Origin of the sequence: Actinomyces provencensis, assembly GCF_900155435.1 — a bacterium.
Lineage (GTDB): Bacteria > Actinomycetota > Actinomycetes > Actinomycetales > Actinomycetaceae > Pauljensenia > Pauljensenia provencensis.
Genome location: NZ_LT700212.1, coordinates 2,252,563 through 2,270,456 on the forward strand (window position 1 = coordinate 2,252,563; position 17,894 = coordinate 2,270,456).

General features: G+C 70.6%; 15 protein-coding genes. 8 read left to right on the top strand and 7 right to left on the bottom strand.

The features are described 5' to 3' along the window. Nucleotides 1-49 precede the first annotated feature (49 nt). A complete protein-coding gene (locus BQ9890_RS10100; RefSeq protein ID WP_075891279.1) occupies nt 50-625 on the top strand; it encodes a YbaK/EbsC family protein in 576 nt (191 codons plus the stop codon). A 158-nt stretch (nt 626-783) separates the two neighbouring features. On the opposite strand, the gene BQ9890_RS10105 is transcribed toward BQ9890_RS10100, so the two are convergent. After that, nucleotides 784-1,554 carry an alpha/beta hydrolase family protein gene (locus BQ9890_RS10105; protein WP_075891281.1) on the bottom strand — a complete coding sequence of 257 codons (771 nt, stop codon included), beginning with the start codon at nt 1,552-1,554 and terminating at the stop codon, nt 784-786. A gap of 305 nt (nt 1,555-1,859) precedes the next feature. Here BQ9890_RS10105 and BQ9890_RS10110 point away from each other — a divergent pair, with 305 nt between their 5' ends. The 7 genes from BQ9890_RS10110 to BQ9890_RS10140 all read left to right on the top strand — a co-directional run bounded on the left by BQ9890_RS10110 (nt 1,860) and on the right by BQ9890_RS10140 (nt 10,682). Next, on the top strand, nt 1,860-2,537 hold the full coding sequence (locus tag BQ9890_RS10110; RefSeq protein ID WP_078062370.1) for an ASCH domain-containing protein: 678 nt from the start codon (nt 1,860-1,862) through the stop codon (nt 2,535-2,537). 139 nt (nt 2,538-2,676) lie between these two features. Then, complete coding sequence (locus BQ9890_RS10115; RefSeq protein ID WP_075891283.1) at nt 2,677-2,988, top strand: protoporphyrinogen oxidase; 312 nt, start codon at nt 2,677-2,679, stop codon at nt 2,986-2,988. Nucleotides 2,989-3,362: 374 nt separating this feature from the next. Then, entirely contained in the window at nt 3,363-4,409 is a 1,047-nt protein-coding gene (locus BQ9890_RS10120) for a VIT1/CCC1 transporter family protein (protein WP_143226438.1), read from the top strand. Between the two features lie 94 nt (nt 4,410-4,503). Beyond that, on the top strand, nt 4,504-5,373 hold the full coding sequence (locus tag BQ9890_RS10125) for a trimeric intracellular cation channel family protein (RefSeq protein ID WP_195907660.1): 870 nt from the start codon (nt 4,504-4,506) through the stop codon (nt 5,371-5,373). Nucleotides 5,374-5,741: 368 nt separating this feature from the next. Next, a complete protein-coding gene (locus tag BQ9890_RS10130; protein WP_075891285.1) occupies nt 5,742-7,895 on the top strand; it encodes a glycosyltransferase family 2 protein in 2,154 nt (717 codons plus the stop codon). Next, the gene (locus tag BQ9890_RS10135) at nt 7,892-8,623 is read left to right on the top strand and encodes an HlyD family efflux transporter periplasmic adaptor subunit (RefSeq protein ID WP_075891287.1); all 732 of its coding nucleotides are present in this window, start codon (nt 7,892-7,894) and stop codon (nt 8,621-8,623) included. The genes BQ9890_RS10130 and BQ9890_RS10135 overlap by 4 nt, the downstream gene beginning before the upstream one ends. 4 nt (nt 8,624-8,627) lie before the next feature. Next, the gene (locus BQ9890_RS10140; protein ID WP_078062371.1) at nt 8,628-10,682 is read left to right on the top strand and encodes a glycosyl hydrolase; all 2,055 of its coding nucleotides are present in this window, start codon (nt 8,628-8,630) and stop codon (nt 10,680-10,682) included. 214 nt (nt 10,683-10,896) lie between these two features. On the opposite strand, the gene BQ9890_RS10145 is transcribed toward BQ9890_RS10140, so the two are convergent. From BQ9890_RS10145 to manA, 6 genes are all read right to left on the bottom strand, one after another. After that, nucleotides 10,897-11,985, bottom strand: coding sequence for a glycoside hydrolase family 130 protein (locus BQ9890_RS10145; protein WP_075891289.1), 1,089 nt, complete (start codon nt 11,983-11,985; stop codon nt 10,897-10,899). A 62-nt stretch (nt 11,986-12,047) separates the two neighbouring features. Further along, a complete protein-coding gene (locus BQ9890_RS10150) occupies nt 12,048-12,959 on the bottom strand; it encodes a carbohydrate ABC transporter permease (RefSeq protein ID WP_230297897.1) in 912 nt (303 codons plus the stop codon). Beyond that, nucleotides 12,956-13,870: a carbohydrate ABC transporter permease gene (locus BQ9890_RS10155; RefSeq protein WP_230297898.1), complete on the bottom strand. Its 915-nt coding sequence runs from the start codon at nt 13,868-13,870 to the stop codon at nt 12,956-12,958. The genes BQ9890_RS10150 and BQ9890_RS10155 overlap by 4 nt, the downstream gene beginning before the upstream one ends. Before the next feature lie 76 nt (nt 13,871-13,946). Further along, nucleotides 13,947-15,305, bottom strand: coding sequence for an ABC transporter substrate-binding protein (locus BQ9890_RS10160; protein WP_075891293.1), 1,359 nt, complete (start codon nt 15,303-15,305; stop codon nt 13,947-13,949). Between the two features lie 93 nt (nt 15,306-15,398). Next, nucleotides 15,399-16,439: a LacI family DNA-binding transcriptional regulator gene (locus tag BQ9890_RS10165; protein ID WP_075891295.1), complete on the bottom strand. Its 1,041-nt coding sequence runs from the start codon at nt 16,437-16,439 to the stop codon at nt 15,399-15,401. 69 nt (nt 16,440-16,508) lie between these two features. After that, nucleotides 16,509-17,753, bottom strand: coding sequence for a mannose-6-phosphate isomerase, class I (gene manA / locus BQ9890_RS10170; protein WP_075891297.1), 1,245 nt, complete (start codon nt 17,751-17,753; stop codon nt 16,509-16,511). Nucleotides 17,754-17,894 lie beyond the last annotated feature (141 nt).

A 17,894-nucleotide genomic window follows, 5' to 3' on the forward strand; every position in this document is an offset into this window, starting at 1 on the left:
CCCCCGGTCGTGACAACCGAGCAGCGAACACCGCCCACAGGAGGAACCCATGTCCCAGTCCGACCCCGAGATCCCCGGCATCGGTCACCTCGAGACCCTCCCCGCGCTGGACCACCTCGACCTGGTCGCACGGCCCGTGGCGGACGCGCTGAAGGCCCTGGCCGGTCACGACCCGGCCCTGGTCGACCTCGCGCGCGTGGTGCCCATCGACCCGTCCCTGGCCGACACCGAGGTCATGACCGAGACCTACGGCATGGACCTCGCACTCTCCTCCAACTGCATCCTCGTGGCGGGCAAGCGCGCCGGGGAGGAACGGGTCGCGGCCTGCGTGGTGCGCGCAACCACCAACGCCGACGTCAACCACGTCGTGAAGAAGACCCTCGACGTGCGCAAGGCCTCCTTCTGGCCGCAGGAGCACGCCGTGGAGGCCTCAGGCATGGAGTACGGCGGCATCACGCCGGTCGGCGTACCCGCCGAGTGGCGCCTCCTCATCGACGAGCGTGTCGCGGTGGGGTGGTCCTGCATCGGATCGGGCCTGCGGCGGTCCAAGCTCTTCGTCACCGGTGACCTCCTCGTGGCACTGCCCGGCGCGGAGGTGGTGGAGGGCCTGGCCGTCCCGGCCTGAACGACCGACATCCGCCACCCTGCAGTCAGCAGCCGACGTCAGACGGCCGGTGGCCGGCGGCAGGCAATCTGCGGACCACACCCGCGCGACACCGTCGACGACTGCCTGTGACCTGCCGAAACTCCATCGCGTCGGACGCGGGGTAATGACCGGGACACTCAGTGCTCCAGCGGCAGGAACTTCCTCACCCACTCCAGCGACAGGTCCGAGAGTGCCCGCGGGTTCTCCCCCGCACCGAAGCGTGCCCCCTGGACCACCTCCACACGTGAGCCGACGGGCAGGCGCTGGAAGTTCTCCTGGGTCATCTCCACCAGACCGACCTGCTCGTCATCGGCGTCGTGGATGATGAGCACCGGTGTCTCCAGACCGTCGAGGACCTGATGGGTGTCGACCATGGAGAGGTCCACCAGCGTCTGCTTGGAGATGGTGAAGTTGCGGCGCGGGCCCGGGGAGTCGTCGGGGATGGTCGTGACGCCGTGCTCCTCCAACTCGTCGAGCTGGACCGGGGAGAAGATCGACTCCCAGTCGAAGGAGAGGGGACCGGTGACAGCTCCCGAGAGGATCATGGTCCGGGCTGCGCGCGGGCGCGCCAGGAGTGCGGTCACCGCCCCGAAGGAGTGACCGTGGACGGCCTGACGCGGGAACCCCTGGTCCACCAACCAACCGGATGCCGCCCGCAGGTCCTCCACCTGGTGTTCGGAGGTGACGATGTCGTCATCGGAGTCACCGTGCCCCGAGTAGTCGAACTCCAGGGTCGCGTAGCCTGCGGCGCGGTAGACCCGGGCCAAGCGGTCGAAGTGCTCCCCCGAGTGGCGGTTCGCCAGGAAGGAATGGGAGAAGAGCACGGCGGCATCCAGGGCGTCGACGGGGTTGATGAAGGTCCCCGCGAGCGTCAGCCCGCGGGGGGTCTGGATCCGGACCTCACTCACGCATCCAACCTAGTGGCTGGGGGCCCACAACGGCAGGGGGAGTCCCGGTGTGTGCACGAAGGTGAACTGCCCGTGGGAGCCCCGCCATCCCCGTTCCGAGGACCCCGTGGACCCGTGCGGGGGAGGCGCGTGTCCGCAGTGCCGACGGCCCGGGTGCCCACGGGAGGACCGGGCAGGGCACCGCAGGAGGGAACGAGGGCGGGCCGCCGCAGGAGGGAACGAGGGCGGGCCGCCGCAGCACCCACAGGAGCACCCGCGCACCGCGACCTCGGGACAGGCTGCGCGACCCGCGCCACAATGGGGTCATGGACACCGACTCCCCCGCAGCGAACACGCCCGATGACTCCACCCCCCTTCCGGGCTCCTCGCCGGATGCGGGTGTGGACGCAGAACTCCACGAGGAGGAGATCGCCTACTCCGGCGGCGACGCAGTGGCACCCGACGAGCACGCCGTGGAGCTGTTCTGGCAGGAGGCGAGCAAGGCGACGGGCCTCACGCGCCTGGACGTGGTCATCGGATCGAACCCGGAGGCCCTCGTCCAACCACCGGCCTGGCAGTTCGGCTGGACCGCGGACCAGGCGACCCACCTCCTCGACCTGGTCCTCTCCGGTGCCAAGACCGCCACCGCCGGCCCGCTCTCCGACTACGAGGACGAGGGCGAACCCCTCCCCGAGGTCGGAGAACTCGGCATCGTCTGTGACGGCGCGGGCAACCCGCGCGCCCTGGTGCGCACCGACGCAGTGGCCGTCGTCCCCTTCGACGAGGTCGACGAACTCCACGCCGCGGCCGAGGGCGAGGGCGACCTCTCCCTCGACTTCTGGCGACGCGCGCACGTCCGGATGCTCCCCGGTCACGAGGGACGCGACATCGACGAGCCCTGGCCCGAGGACACACCCTGGCCAACTGACGACATGGTCCTGGAGCGGATCTCCTGCGTGCACCCCCGCCCGCGTCGGTCCTTCCGCGAGGTCCTGGGCGTCTGAGTCCCGCGCGCAGGACGGGCACAGGAGGACCGGCCCACAGGGCGGGCAGCAGGGAAGGACACCAGGACCGTCCCGCGGGACCGGGCGTCGGACACACGCGCCCGGTAGTCTGGGGCGGACGACTGGGAGGCATCACATCATGGGCATGAAGACCGGCATCATCCTGGGACTGGGCGTCGGCTACGTCCTGGGCACCCGCGCGGGCCGCGAGCGCTACGAGTCGATCCGCTCGGCAGCGACACGGATCCGCAGCACCCCCCTGGTGGCCCGACCCCTCGACTCCATCGGTGACCGCGTCTCCGACGCCGTGCGCGTCCAGGGCGAGAGGGTCACCGACCGTGTCGCCGACGTCGTCAAGGAACGACTCTTCGGGGGTTCCCCCTCCCGTGGTGAGTACGTCGACGTCGAGGTCGAGGTCGAGGACCCCTGGGCCCACTCGGACACGCACTGACCCCTCGGCAGTCCTCGGGCGGTCACAGATTCGTCACATGCGGGAGCGCCCTCGTACGCCCGGGCCGCACCGTGCCGCGAGGTTGCGGCCCCCCGAAACCGTTCCTTCGGGACGGCTCGTGGACACCCCCGGGACCCGGTGCCACGGTGGGCACCGTGTCCGAGAACGACGTGCCCTCCTCCGCCCCACCCGGCCCCTCCCCCGACCCGGCGGGGGCCCGCTCCCCTTCTGCCGACCCGACGAGGGCGCGGTCCCACCCCGTGGGCGACCCGACGGGGTCGCCCGGCCAGTCCCCCGCCGACCCGCCGGTCGCACTCCCCGACCCCTCCCCCGCCCAGATCAAGAAGTGGCGACACCACCTGGCCGAGGAACGGATGGAGGCGGAGACCTACCGGCGGCTCGCGGACCGACGCAGCGGCGAGGACCGCGCGGTCCTGCTCGCCCTGGCGGACGCCGAGGGCCGGCACGAGGCCCACTGGCTCAAGCTCCTGGGTCCCCACTCCGAGCCCGCCCCACGCCCCTCGATCTCCGCACGCATCCATGCCCGTCTGGCGAGCGTCTTCGGCACCGTCTTCGTCCTGGCCATGGCGCAGCGCGCCGAGCAGCGCACGACCTACGACCACGACTCCGACGCCACCGCGCAGATGGCCGCCGACGAGCACATCCACGGCGAGGTCATCCGCGGCCTCACCGCACGCTCCCGTCAGGCACTGGCCGGGTCCTTCCGCGCCGCGGTCTTCGGCGCCAACGACGGTCTCGTCTCCAACCTCGCGTTGATCCTCGGTGTCGCGGCCACCGGCATGACCCCCCACCTGGTGCTGGCCACCGGCGTCGCGGGACTCCTGGCGGGCGCGCTGTCGATGGCTGCGGGTGAGTGGGTGAGCATCTCCAGCCAACGCGAACTCCTGGACGCCTCCGTGCCGGACCCCCAGGCACACCGCTCCGTCCCCGCGTTGGACGTGGACGCCAATGAGCTCGCCCTGGTCTTCCGGGCCCGCGGCGAGGACGAGGCCGAGGCCCGGGCCCATGCCACCGCGGTCTTCGGCCAGATCAGACAACCCCGTACCGAGCAGTCCGGGTCGATCGCGGTGCGGGCCGCCCTGGGCGACACGGAGTCCGCCACGCACGGGGCCGGGCAGGAGATCGGCACACCGCTGCGCGCAGGCCTGAGCTCCTTCTGCTTCTTCGCCGTGGGCGCCGCGATCCCCCTGATCCCCTACGTGCTGGGACTCACCGGATACGTCGCCATCGCGGTGGCGGCCGTCATCGTCGGCCTCGCCCTGCTCGCCACCGGAGGGGTCGTGGGAGTCCTGTCGGGACAGTCACCCTGGCCACGTGCCCTGCGCCAACTGGTGATCGGCTACGGCGCGGCCTCGATCACCTATGCCCTGGGGCTGCTCTTCGACGCCACCCTGGGCTGAGCAGGGCCCCGCCGCCCGCGCCCGCCACGCAGTGGGCGAAGCCACGCCGGGCACCGGGGAGCCGGGATGCGGCTGCGGCCGCCCCTCGCGGACAATGTCCCCCGTGCTGGAACCCCTCAACACCGCTCTCCCGGACCTCTTCCGCGTCATCGACCTCATCGGCGTGCTCCTCAACGGCGTCCTCGGGGGGAGGCTGGCACGCACCAAGCACTTCGACGCGGTGGGTTTCTCGGTGCTCGCCGTCATCTCGGCGCTGGGCGGGGGGATGGTGCGCGACGTCCTCCTGCAGGTGGGACCGCCGGTGGCACTCACCGATCCCTGGTACCTCGCCACCGCCCTGGTGGGTGCGGGGATCGCGATGCTCTGGAAGCTGGACTCCAGACCCTGGCGCATCGCCCTCGTCATCGCCGACGGCACGGTGCTGGGCTGCTGGGCGGCAACAGGGGCCCTCAAGACGCTCTCCGCAGGTTTCGGCATCATGCCGGCGCTGCTGCTGGGCATCATGACGGCGGTCGGGGGCGGCATGATCAGGGACGTGGCCGCCGGGAACGTCCCCCAGGTGTTCGGTGGCAACAACCTCTACGCCACACCCGCCCTGGTCTCCGCGGCCGTCATGGTCACCTTCTCCCAGGCGGGCCTCGACATGGTCGGCATGCTGGCCGCCACGGTCGTGGGATCCGGTTTCACCGTGGTCGCCCACCGTCGCCGCTGGCAGCTCCCGCAGAACCCCGAGTGGACGCTCTCGCTCACCTCCTCCCAGGTGCGCCAGCTCCTCGCCGATCACGGGACGGGGTGGACCGTCCGTCGCCGCGACGTCACCCCGCGTGGCGGGCGAGCGGACAGGCGCGGCGCGAGGGGCGCAGGACACGGGAGGGACGCGGACGAGGGCGGCCCCGGCGGAGCCGGACGGGTCACCAATCCTCCCCAGGACCCCGGGCCCTTCGGGGGTCACGGACGGCCCTGAGGACAGTCGTTCACGAATTGCAACAATTCACACACGCCTGCCCGGACCCGACCTCCCGGAGGCTCGGGACCAAGGTCCCAACCGCCTCCCACCTGCGCTCCTGCCCCCGAAGGTCCGGACCGTGACGCAGCCCGACCCGACCCCGACCCGGCCCGCCGGTGCCCGAGGGGCGAGATACCGCTTCCACCCACAGCGTCCACCATGCCTACCCTCGCACCAGTACCGGGAACACCTCCAGGCGGGGAGGGCCCGGGGATGACCGATGACGGCCACGGCGGGGGCCGCGAGCCTCGGTCGTGGTGCGGAGTCGAACGATGTCGGCAGATCACTGCCCATCTCCCCTCCGAACCTCCCTGGAGGTCCCGCCGATGAACACCCCACCCGACTCTCCTTCCCCCCTGCCCCCACCCGAGCGCGGGAGCACCCTCGAGGACTTCGAGAAGCTCCTGGCCACGACCGCACGCCAGACCCCGGGCCCGGGCACCGGAACCTTTGCCCACGACCATCCCGGTGACGCCCTCGCCGCCGTCGTGGACGGGGGCGACCTCACCGGACGCCACGAGGAGACGACACGCACCCGGGGCCCCTCGCCCTCGCTCATGGCGCTCGTGCTGCTGGCCACGATGGGCGTGATCGCATATGCGGCCTTCCTGCTCAACCCCGCCCACCGGGGGGACATGCTCCCCTACCTCCTCATCGTCGTGGCCGAGGCGGTCGTGATCCTCAACGCCCTGCTGGCGATGTGGACCATCCTGTCCTCCGGCTACGACCCGCACGACAGCTCCTTCCACCACGCCTCGAACCACCTCTTCGACCCCGAGGAGATCGTGCGGGAGGGCATCCAGGACCGGCCGGAGCTCTGGCCGATGCACCTGGGTGGGCGCCCCGTCACCGTCGAGGTCTTCATCACGACCTACGGCGAACCGGTGGACGTCCTGAGGCGCACGGTCGTGGCCGCCCTGGCCATGAAGGGCGCCCACCGCACGTGGATCCTGGACGACGGCCGCAGCGACGAGGTGGCGGCACTCGCCCGGGAACTGGGCGCCCGGTACGTGCGCCGCCCCACCTCGAACGGCGCCAAGGCCGGCAATGTCAACTACGCCCTGACCCTGGCCAAGGGGCCACTGTTCGCCATCCTCGACGCGGACTTCGTCCCACGACCCGACATGCTCACCGAGATGGTCCCCTTCTTCGCGGACCGCACGGTGGCCTTCGTCCAGGGCCCCCAGGTCTACGGCAACATGGACAACGTCATCTCCCGCGGTGCGGGCTACATGCAGACCGTCTTCTACCGGTTCATCCAGACCGGTCGCAACCAGTTCAACGCCGCGTTCTGCGTCGGGACGAACGTCATCTTCCGCCGGGAGGCCGTCACCGAGATCGGGGGGATGTACACGGGTTCGAAGTCCGAGGACGTGTGGACCTCGATCCTGCTCCACGAGCGCGGGTGGCGGTCGATCTACATCGCGCGGACGGTGGCCGTGGGCGACACCCCGGACACGATCGAGTCCTACCTCAAGCAGCAGACGCGCTGGGCGACGGGCGGGTTCGAACTCCTCTTCACGCACTTCCCGTGGAGCCCCCGGCGCCGTCTCACCGTCGACCAGCGCATCCAGTACGGGGTGACCTCCACCTTCTACTTCACCGGGATCATGCCCCTGGTGCTCCTCGTCGTCCCCCCGATGCAGATCTTCCTGGACCTGGCCCCGATCGCGGCCTCCACCTCGGTGACGACCTGGGTCATCTTCTACCTGGGCTTCTACGGGACCCAGGTGCTCGTCGCCTTCTTCTCGATGGGCTCGTTCCGCTGGGAGGTCCTCCTGCTCTCCATCGTGACCTTCCCCGCCTATGTCAAGGCCCTGTGGAGTGCTCTGACAGCGCGGGACCAGGCCTGGCAGGCGACGGGGTCGAGACGACGGGCGACCTCGCCCTTCGCCCACATCCTGCCCCAGATCATCACCGCCGCATTCCTGCTCCTCACCAGCCTGGTGGGGGCCTGGAAGCTCAGCCACACCACGGACGGGGCACTCGCCCTCGTCTGGAACGGGGTCAACACCCTGATCTTCCTCGGCTTCCTGTTCCAGGCGTCCGTCGAGGCACGTCGCATGCGTCGCGCGCGCCGCGAGGCAGCGACCGCACCGGCGCCGACCCCAAGGGCCAGCGCGGACCTGTCCGACACCGAGGGGCAGGTGGTCGGACAGGACCTCCTGCCCGCTCAGGGTCACGGCACCTCCCGACCGCCCGTCCCGGTGGCGGCGACCCCGTGGGTGGACTCCCGGTCCGCCACCCGGGCCGAGTCCCCGACCGACTCCCCGGTTGCCACCCCACCCGTCCCCGCGGTCGACTCACCGTCCGGTCCGCGGGACCCGGACCACCGGGCCGCCCGGAGCACCTTCCCCTCCCCGGTCGCCCGGGTCCTCCCGGACCCGACTCCCGGACCCGGCAGGGGAGCCCCCGCTGCCCTCCCCCCGACCTTCCCCAGTCGGCGCCGACGCGCCCTCGACGATCGGAACACACCATGACCTGGACAATCCGCCTCAGGCTCCTCACCGGACTCGTGCTCACCGTGGCGATGGTCCTCGGGCTCACCCTCATGCTCAACCGCCGGACCAGCCAGGCGACCTCCACCAATGCGGTGATCTCCGTGGGCACCTACGACATCGGCAGCGAGTACGGCGGCACGGTCCGTGATCTCCACGTCAAGGAGGGCCAGGTGGTGGAGGCGGGCGATCCCGTTGCCACGATCCACTCCGGCCTGCTCCAGCACGACCTGACCACGGGCGAGGTGAGCGCCGCGACCTTCCCCGGCCAGGTGACACCCGAGGGGGAACTCACCCTGGTCGCGACCGAGCCCGGGACCGTCACCGAGGTCGGCACACGCGTGGACAGTTTCCTGCGCGCGGGATCCGTGGTGACCACGATCAACGTCGCCGGCTCCCAGTACGTCGAGGCCGAGATGGAACTGGAGGCCCGCGACTACGCCCGTCTCATCGTCGGCGCCCCGGCGACCATCACCCTCCCGGACCGCACCGAGTTCGCCGGCATGGTCGACGCCGTCTCCGTGACCTCCGAGAACGGGTGGGCCACGGCCACCGTGCGCATCGCCAGTGAGGAACTGGCCGCCACGACGAGCTCCACGCTCACTGCTCCGGGCACTCCCGTCACGGCTTCGGTGCACCTGCAGGACAACGGTGCGGTCTCCGAGGCCCTCACGACGCTGGACCTCTTCCTCCAGCGTCTGGGATCATGAGGGGATGGCCATGGACTCCCCCCGTCTCCACGCACGGCTCGCACTGGGGGCCCTCCTGGCCGTCCTGGCCCTCGGCGGTTGCCGGGACGCCGGTGCGGAGTACGCCCAGTCCGAGGAGTCCCAGAGCATGGCGGCACCACCCACCGATCTCGCCGCCCTCCCCGAGGAGTCCCTGGCCACACCTCCGGCACTGAGGCTCGCCGAGGACCTCGTCCCCCCGACGAACCGCTGGTTCTCCGGGTTGGTCTTCCCTGAGGAGGCCCAGCCCGTCTTCCCCAGCCCGCTGTCCTACACCCCCACCACGGACGGGTTCGAGGTCGGGGTCCCGGAGGTCACGACCTCCGCCTCCACCATCATGGGTCCGGCCGCCCCCGACATCCGGGTGGAGGCGGGTGCCGGGGACTTCCTCGTCACCCGCTACGACGACGCGAGCCTCACCCTGACCTTGCGCGGACAGGCCGCTGACGGCTCGACGGGCGGGGACCTCCTCGACGTCACACTCGCCGAGGGCTCCCCCGTGGTCGGGCTCAGCGCCCGCGCCCACCTGGACCTCACGCTCCACGCCCAGTCCTGGGAGGAGCTCGGCGGGGACGGGCAGTGGGTGGGCAGCTCCGCCTCCGGGCGCGCCTGGGTGGTCACCGCCCCCGCAGGCGCCAGCGCCTCGGGTGGGACGCTGACGGTGCCACTGGACGCGGACGAGGGCGCCGCCCTCGTCGCCGCACCGGACGGACTGACCCCCACCGCGGGCGACGAGGTCACCGGGGCGGTACCCGTGACCTCCACGCGCGCCACCCACTCGACGCAGGACGGGGAGGCGCGGACCACCCTCGACTACCTCACGGCCGACGGTTCCCCGACCCTGCTCACCACGGCCCCGCACCAGGGGACGTGCGGCACCGAGGTCGGGACCTACCCCTCCGTCAACGGGACTCTCCACGCGTGCTCCGGCAACTCCCTGGAGTGGACGGCACCGGTGGTGGAGGCCCTGGACCGCCTCGACCTCGGCCGGCTCACGGACGAGGAGAGGGATGAGCTCACCGACCAGGTGCGTACCGATGCGGCCACCGAGAGGGAGCTGCCGGCGGACACGTACTTCGGGGGCAAGGCCCTGCAGCGCGAGGCCTCCCTCATGCTCATCGCCGAGGAACTCGGGATGGACGCCGAGGCCGCGCAGCTGCGCACCCGGGTGGGCGACGCACTGCGGACCTGGGCGGAGGCCGAGGGGTGCTCCTCCCGGGACGAGCGCTGTTTCACCTACGACCCCGTCCAGCACCTCGTGGTGGGCAAGGCGATCGCCTTCGGCTCCGAGACCGCCAATGACGCCCACTTCCACCTGGGCTACTTCCTCAGTGCGGCCGCCATGGTGGGCGCGGGGGATCCGGAACTGGCCCAGGAGATCGCACCCGTGATCGACGCCCTGGCCCAGACGGTGGGCGCGGGCAGCACCAGCACCTTCGCGCCACGCCTGCGGACCTTCGACGTGTACTGGTCCCACTCCTGGGCCTCCGGCTGGGCACCCTTCGCCGACGGGAACAACCAGGAGTCCGTGTCCGAGGCCGTCAACGCGTGGAACGGGCTGGCGTTGTGGGCGCGCGTGCGCGGGCAGGCTGACCTGGAGGAGCGCGCGACCTGGATGCTGTCGATGGAGGCGCACGCCTCGGACGCCTACTGGACGGACTTCGACCGGGCGGACCCCGTGTACGAGGGCTTCGACCACACGGTCGTGTCCCTGGAGTGGGGCGGGAAGAGGGACTGGGCGACCTGGTTCTCCCCCGAGCCCTCGGCCATGCTGGGGATCCTCGTCATCCCCGCGCCCCCGGTCGCCGACTACCTGGCCGGGGACCCGGGGCGGATCCGGGAGAACCTGGAGGAGGCCCTGGCGGGGGCCGAGGACCACGACGTGATGTTCGGTGACCAGCTGCTCATGTACCGGTCCCTGGCCGGTGCGGAGGATGCGGCTGAGGCGCTGGAACTCGCCCGGACCCTGCCGGAGGAACGCATCGACGACGGCAACACCCGTTCCTACCTGCTGGCCTTCGTCATGTCGCACCTGCGCTGACCAGCCCCACCCCCCACCCCCCAGACCCCGCCGAAGTCCGCTCAGTTCTGGGGTCGAAGTCCGCTCAGTTCTGCCCTCGAGGTCCGCTCTGTTCTGGGGTCGAAGTCCGCTCAGTTCTGGGGTCGAGGTCCGCTCAGTTCGGGCCCTGAGGTCCGTCCTGATCAGGGCACGAGGTCCGCCCCCGCCCCGGGCCCGCGATCGGCCCTGAACCGGCTCAGGCCTGCACGCGGTCCAGTCGGGCGACGCCGATCGCGCTGTCGGCCATCCCGTAGAAGACGTAGTCCTCGCCCTCGATCCGCTCGATGGCGGTGGGGAAGACGACATTGGAGACCGTGCCCTCGGTCTCCTCGCCGGTCTCCGGGCTCAGCAGCGGCGCCGGCGTGCGGGCGATGACCCGGGAGGGGTCGTCGGCGTCGAGGATCATGGCCCCGGCCTCGTAGCGCACCGACTGCTGGGGTGTGAAGGCGGAACCCTCGATCGCACCGGTGACGCCGTGGTGGATGAGGAGCCATCCCTCCTCCACCCGGATCGGTGCCGGCCCGGCGCCGATCTTCGACTCCTCCCAGGGGAAGGCGGGGGTGGTCACCTGGCGGTGTCCGAACACGCGGGTGAGGGCGCGCAGGTCCCGCTGCACGTCCTCCACCGCGACGTAGGAGATCCAGATCGTGGGACGCGCGTCCTCCACGCCCGCGGGCAGCGGGGGCGCGTCGTCGGGACGCACGAAGGTGAGGTCCCACATCGGGCGGTGGAGCACCGCCAGGGACGGGCGTCCGTCGGGTCCCCGCACCGGCTCGGGCAGGAAGACGACGTCCTTGTTGGGGAAGAGGTTGAGGTCGGTGTCGAGGTCGTCCTCGTACCCGAACAGGAGCGGACCCAGGCGCGTCCACGACAGGCCGTCCGCGGAGACCGCGAGGGCGGGGTGGGGACCCAGCGGGCCGAAGGCCACGTAGGTCATGACGTTGAGGCCGATCGCGGGGATCCACGTGTTGCGCGGGTCCTCCACGCCACCGTGGTGGGTGCCGTGCTCCCACCCACGGTCGGGGGACAGCACGATCCCCTCACGGACGACGTCCACCGGGACCCCACCCTCGACGAGCACACGCGCACGTCCGATGCGCGACACGTTGCCCGCGGCGACGAGGCGGGGCAGCAGGTGCAGCTGACCGTCCGGGGTCCACACGGTGGCGGGGTTGAGGACGCCGTCCACCTCGAGCGGGTCGCCCGAGGGCCGCATGAGCGTGCCGACCCGGGTGAGGGCGAAGGGCACTGCGGGCGCGGTGGTGTTGGGGATGGGGGACGACATGCGTCGTTGCTCCTGTCGGTGGTGCTGCACGGGCGGGAAGGGGAGGGCGGGGATCCAGGTCCTCAGCCCTTGACGGCGCCGAGGACGCCGTTGACGAGGTAGCGCTGGATGAACACGTACCCCAGGACCAGGGGCGCGGCGACGATGAGGGTCGCTGCGGCCAGGAGCGGCCAGTTGTTGGAGTAGGTGCCCTTGAAGGCGAACAGGCCTGCCGAGATCGGGAACTTCGCCTGGTCGGAGAAGAGGACGGTGGCGAGGATGATCTCGTTCCAGATCCACACGGCCTGGAGGATGAACACGGTCGCGAGCGCCGGCTTCGCCAGGGGGAACACGAAACGGAACAGGTAGGTCCAGTACCCCACGCCGTCGAGGGCGGCTGCCTCGTCGAGTTCCTTGGGGATCGAGGTGACGAACCCGCTGAAGAGCAGGGGGCCGATGCCCACACCGACGCCGACCATGAGGATGTAGCCGATCTGCGTGTTGTACAGGTGCAGGCGCAGCAACAGCTGGAACTGCGTCATGAGGGCGTTGGGGAGGAAGAGGACCAGCACGAAGAGGAGGTTCCAGAACTTCGCCCCACGGATGTAGCCGCGGGCCACGGGGAAGCCCATGACGAGGGCGATCAGGGTGCCGATACCGGCTCCGGCGACGGTGTAGAGGACCGTGTTGAAGAAGTAGGAGCCGAAGTTGCCCTTCGACCAGGCCTCCGCGAAATTGCCCCACTCGAAGGAGGAGGCCATGCCGACGGGGTCGGAGACGAACTCCGCGGTGCTCTTGAGTGCCGTGTTGAGCAGGTAGAGCAACGGGTAGACGAACATCACCATCAGCAGGGCGACGAACAGGTAGGACACCCAGGGCACGTTGCGGAAGTGCCGACGCGGGGCGACCCGGTGGTGGTCTGCTGCCGGCGCCGCACCGGTGCCGGGACGCTGCTGCGTCGCGGGGGCGGACGTGGTGTCGAGTGCGGTGGTCACTTCTGTTCCCTTCTGCGCAGGTACCACAGGGTGACGAGGGTGATGACCCCGACCAGGACGAACTGGACCATGGAGATGGCCGCCGCGTAACCCTGGGACTGCGAGAGCGTGGTGCCCGAGCGGCCTCCGAAGGCCTGCATGTAGACCTGCAGGGAGAGCACCTGGGTGCCCTTCTTGTCGGGACCGGTGAGGACGTAGGTCAGCTGGTAGCTCTGCATCGCGTTGACGATGCCGAGGAGGACGTTGGCGGTGACGGACGGGGCGAGCATCGGCATGGTGACCCACCGGAGGGTCTGCCAGCCGGAGGCGCCGTCGATGCCGGCGACCTCGTAGAGCTCCTGCGGGATCGCCTGGAGCCCGGAGAGGAAGATGATGACGGAGACGCCGCAGACCATCCACACCTGGACGAAGATCACCAGGTAGAGGGCGATGCTCTGGTCACCGAAGAATGCCGAGTTCTTCCCGAAGATGCTGAGGAAGCGCTGGGCGGGGCCACCTGAGGTGTTGAACATCAGGGACCAGATCAGGGCGGTGACCGTCACGCCGAGCACGGTGGGCATGAAGACCACCGCACGGTAGAGGTTGCGTCCCCTCAGGCGCTGGTTGTTCAGGAGGATGGCGATGCCCAGGGCCAGGGTGATCTGGACGATGGTCGACACCGAGGCGAACACGAGGGTGTTCTTCAGGGCGTTGAGGTTGTCGGCGCGGTGTCCGGCCCCGAAGTAGTCGATGTAGTTCTGCAGCCCCACCCACTTCGTCGGCAGGTAGATCGCCTGGCGCAGGTCCGTGAAGGACACGAAGAACACTGCGATCGCGGGCACGAAGGCGAAGACGGTGAGGACCGTCAGACCCGTGCCGAAGGTGGCGCGCATGGGGGCGCGAGACGGGAATGGATACGACTTGGTGTTCACGACTTGTTCCTGTCGGAGGCGGTGTGGCCGGACGCCTGCGCGTCCGGCCACACCGGTCGGATCGGTCAGCCGGGGTTCAGAAGCCCGCGGCCCACGCGGTCTGGGCTGCCGTGGCGGCCTCGGCGGCCGTGTCGGTGCCCAGCGGGGAGAGTGCCGGGTAGTTGAACGGGTACACCGCGTCGTCACCGGCCTTGTTGTTGGCGATCCAGACCTGGTCCCATGCGGGCTGGTAGGTCTCGGTGTAGTCCGCGATCGAGTTCAGGAAGTCGGAGGAGTCGATCCCGGTCTCGGCCGGGGAGAACCCTGCGGTGTTCACGAAGGTCGCGTAGTTGGTCGGATCCGAGAAGAAGTCGAGCCACGCGAGGGCGGCCTCCTGGTTCTTCGAGTTCGAGGCGACGGCGAGCTGGAGCTCGATCTTGCCGTTGAGCAGGGCGTTGTCAGCCGCGTTGTCGGAGCCGGGGAAGGGGATGTAGCCGTACTCGAAGGCGCCGTTGACGGCGGAGTCGATGGTGGGCTGGTTCCAGGTCCCGTCGGGGAGCATCGCGAAGTCACCGCGCGCGAAGGCCGCGGGCATGTCGTCGTAGCCGGCGCCGGAGAAGTTGTCCTGGGCGTTGTCGAACACCGTCTGGGTCTTCTCGAGGACGGACTGGGTGTCCTCGTCGGTGAGGGAGACCTTCTGGGTCCACAGGCCCTCGGCCAGGGACTGCTTGGCCTCCAGGGTCGGGTAGGCGGAGGCGACGTTGCCCAGCATGACGAGACCGGCCGGCCAGGTGTCCTTGCCGCCGATGCCGAAGGGGGTGATGTCCTTGGCCTTCAGGGTCTTGATGACGTCCTGGAGCTCGGACCAGGTGGTGGGGGCCTCCAGGCCGTTCTCCTCGAAGATCGTCTTGTTGTAGTAGACGCCGGTGGAGTAGCTCAGGCCGGTGGGGACGGCGTACTGCTTGCCGTCGATGGCCTGCGCGTCGAGCACGGAGGACGTGTAGTTCTTCATGAAGGGCTGGTCGGTGAGGTCGACCAGGCCGCCCACCTGCGCCATCAGCACGTCGTCGGAGGTCGAGTCGGAGGCGTACGAGGGCGCCTCGACGAAGTTCTTGACGACGAAGATGTCGACCGAGCCCGCGGAGAGCTGCGCGGACTTCGTGGCGGGGTAGGAGTCGTTGGGGACCGAGGTGACCTTCGCGTCGACGTTCGGGTACTTCTCCTTGAAGGCGGTCGTGATCGCGTTGAAGGCCTCGTCCGACGCCGAGGCGCTCGAGACGAGGATGTTCAGCGAACCCGACAGGTCCGAGGGGGCAGTGCTGGCGCCGGACTCACCCGACGCGGAATCGGCGGACCCGCCTCCGCAGGCGGCCAGGGTGCCCACCATCGCGAGGGATGCGGCCCCGGCGACCAGGGTGCGCGAGAGGCGTCCCGCGCGGGAGTTGCTGTGTTGCATTCTTGACTCCTTTGTCTAAGCCGAAGCGTTTCGGTGACCATGAATGTAGCACCGCGCGGCCCGTGGGTGCCACCCACCGAAGTTACGAATGGATCACATCCTGCCAGCGGCGCGCGCGGGGGCCGTGGACTCACCCAGGACGATCTCGGCGGGGGGGATCTCGCGGTCCACGGGCGCACCCCCGTCGATGGTCTCCAGCAGCACCCTCGCGGCCTCGGCGGCCAGGCGGCGGGGACTCGTGCGGGCCGTGGTCAGTGTGGGACGGATGTAGGTGCCCAGGGCGATGCCGTCGTACCCCGTCACCGAGACGTCGCCGGGCACGTCCAACCCGAGGTCCTGGCACTCCCTGATGAACCCGACCGCCATGAGGTCATTCGCGCAGACGACCCCCGTGGGACGGTCGGGCGCGGTCATGAGCTGCCGCGCGGCCGCCTGGCCGCCCCGGTAGCTGAAGTCGCCCTCGACGACCCTGCCGGTGTCCAGGCCGGCAGCGGCCATCGTCTCCTCCCACGCCCTGTGCCGGGAACGGGAGTGCACGAACTCCGGGGGGCCGGCCACGTGGGCGATGGATCGGTGCCCCTGGTCGATGAGCAACCCGGTGAGCTCCTGCATCGGGGCGACGGCGTCCTGGCGGACGCTGGGCAGGGGCAGGAGGGTGTCGGGGTTGACCGCCACGGCGGGCATGTCGAGTTCCCTCGCGAGGGCGACGCGGGGGTCGTCGATGCGCAACTCGTTGACGAAGACCCCGTCGACCCGGCGATTGAGCGCGAGCATGCGGTAACGCTCGATGGTCTCCCTCTCGCCCGTGCTCACCTGGAGCACGAGGGCGTACCCGCGCGGCGCGAGGACCTCCTCGATGCCACCGATGAAGGCCCCGAAGAACGGGTCGGCCTCGAGGACGTCGATCTCACGCTGGACGACGAGCCCGACGGTGAAAGCGCGGTCGGTGGAGAGGCTGCGGCCCCTCAGGGAGGGCACGAAGCCGAGCTCGTCGGCGACCTCGAGGATCCGTTTTCGGGTGGCGTCGGAGACGCCGGGTCGCCCGTTGAGGGCTGCCGATGCCGAGCTGATGGCCACTCCGGCCACCCGGGCGACATCGACGATGGTCGTCCGCTTCCGCGATGAGGCTGACATGGGCACATCCTAGGTCCTGGCCCCTCGGGGCCGGTCAGAGGTGAACCCCCGCCGACCGGCCCGAAGGACTCAGGCCACGGCCACCCGCGCAGTGGCCGCGACGACCGGGAGCACCCTGGCCCCCCGCCCGTCCGCCGCGGAGGCGACGGTCACGACCGCCACGCGACCCGCGCCCTCGACCCTGACGGTGTCCTCGGCGCGGGCCAGGACGGCCCCACCCGGCACCAGCGCCCTGCGCCCGGCAGCGTCCGCGACCACGACGGCGCCCTCGAGGGCGAGGAGCATGGTCACGCGGCCGTCACCGCCCACCTCCACGACCCCGGGCTCACGCACCTCGAGGACCTCGAGCCGGAAGTCGGGCACGGACGTCGTGAGCTCCTGGAGGCACACGCCGGGGGCGGGCCAGGAGGACTCGAGCGGACGCACCGGGGCCGACCCGGGGTGGAAGTCCGCGGTCGCCGTGAACTCCGCGACGTCGACACGCTTGGAGGTGAGGCCCGCACGCAGGACGTTGTCGGAGCTCGACATGACCTCCAGGCCGAAGCCGTCGAGGTAGGCGTGGACGGTGCCCGCGCCCGTGGACAGCGCGTGTCCCGGGGCGACGGTCACCTGGTTGAGGAAGACGGAGACGAGGGCGCCCCGGTCCGCGGGGAACTGCCCGAGGAGGTCGCGCGCGAGGTCCAGCGCCGGGGTGCCGGGAGCGGATCCCAGGGCCTCCAGTGCGGCTGCGACCTGCGACGGGGGCAATTCCTGGAGCAGGGTGAAGGCCTCCTCGATGGCGCGCTCCTCCGGAGCGGCACCCAGGACACCGCACACCCCCTCCAACCCGGGGACGAGGGCGAGGTCGGCGCGGATGTCCTCCGCGTGGCGGAACCCGGCCAGCGCCCGCAGGGGTGACAGCGCGAGGATCGCCTCGGGCTTGTGGTTGGCGTCGGAGTAGTTGCGGTGGGCTGCGTCCACGCCCGCCTCCTGCTCCCTGCGGTGGCCCGCGCGCGCCTGCTCCAGGCTCGGGTGCACCTGGATCGACAGGGCACGCCGGGTGGCCAGCAACTTGACCAGGAAGGGCAGGCCGGGGCCGAAACGGCCGATGGTGGACTCACCGAGCCAGCCGGTCGGGTCGGAGGCGATCACCGCATCGAGGGGGCGTCCGGGGTCCGCGGGTGAGGCACTGTCGGCGAGGGCGGGGTGGGAGGGGTGGGCCCCGTACCAGACCTCCGCCCAGGGCCGGCCGTCGGGGGGCACGCCGAGGAAGTCCGGGATCGTGGTCGGGGAGCCCCAGTCGTAGTTCTGGAGCGCTCCGGTGAGGGTGAGCATGCGTGTTCCTCGTTCGGTGGGGTGGCGCGGGTCGTCAGGACGGACCCGGGCCGGATCGACTGTGGTCAGGTCCCCACCGGCACAGGGACACGGGTGCAGACGTGTCCGTGAAGGGGACGACGACGCCCCCGGGTGCACTGG

What these genes read in the sequence shown, in the direction of transcription:
- BQ9890_RS10110 (WP_078062370.1), top strand. Translation starts at nt 1,860, where the DNA reads ATGGACACCGACTCCCCCGCAGCGAACACGCCCGATGACTCCACCCCC.
- BQ9890_RS10100 (WP_075891279.1), top strand. Translation starts at nt 50, where the DNA reads ATGTCCCAGTCCGACCCCGAGATCCCCGGCATCGGTCACCTCGAGACC.
- manA (WP_075891297.1), bottom strand. Translation starts at nt 17,753, where the DNA reads ATGCTCACCCTCACCGGAGCGCTCCAGAACTACGACTGGGGCTCCCCG.
- BQ9890_RS10120 (WP_143226438.1), top strand. Translation starts at nt 3,363, where the DNA reads ATGGAGGCGGAGACCTACCGGCGGCTCGCGGACCGACGCAGCGGCGAG.
- BQ9890_RS10125 (WP_195907660.1), top strand. Translation starts at nt 4,504, where the DNA reads ATGTCCCCCGTGCTGGAACCCCTCAACACCGCTCTCCCGGACCTCTTC.
- BQ9890_RS10140 (WP_078062371.1), top strand. Translation starts at nt 8,628, where the DNA reads ATGGCCATGGACTCCCCCCGTCTCCACGCACGGCTCGCACTGGGGGCC.
- BQ9890_RS10165 (WP_075891295.1), bottom strand. Translation starts at nt 16,439, where the DNA reads ATGTCAGCCTCATCGCGGAAGCGGACGACCATCGTCGATGTCGCCCGG.
- BQ9890_RS10145 (WP_075891289.1), bottom strand. Translation starts at nt 11,985, where the DNA reads ATGTCGTCCCCCATCCCCAACACCACCGCGCCCGCAGTGCCCTTCGCC.
- BQ9890_RS10135 (WP_075891287.1), top strand. Translation starts at nt 7,892, where the DNA reads ATGACCTGGACAATCCGCCTCAGGCTCCTCACCGGACTCGTGCTCACC.
- BQ9890_RS10115 (WP_075891283.1), top strand. Translation starts at nt 2,677, where the DNA reads ATGGGCATGAAGACCGGCATCATCCTGGGACTGGGCGTCGGCTACGTC.
- BQ9890_RS10160 (WP_075891293.1), bottom strand. Translation starts at nt 15,305, where the DNA reads ATGCAACACAGCAACTCCCGCGCGGGACGCCTCTCGCGCACCCTGGTC.
- BQ9890_RS10130 (WP_075891285.1), top strand. Translation starts at nt 5,742, where the DNA reads ATGAACACCCCACCCGACTCTCCTTCCCCCCTGCCCCCACCCGAGCGC.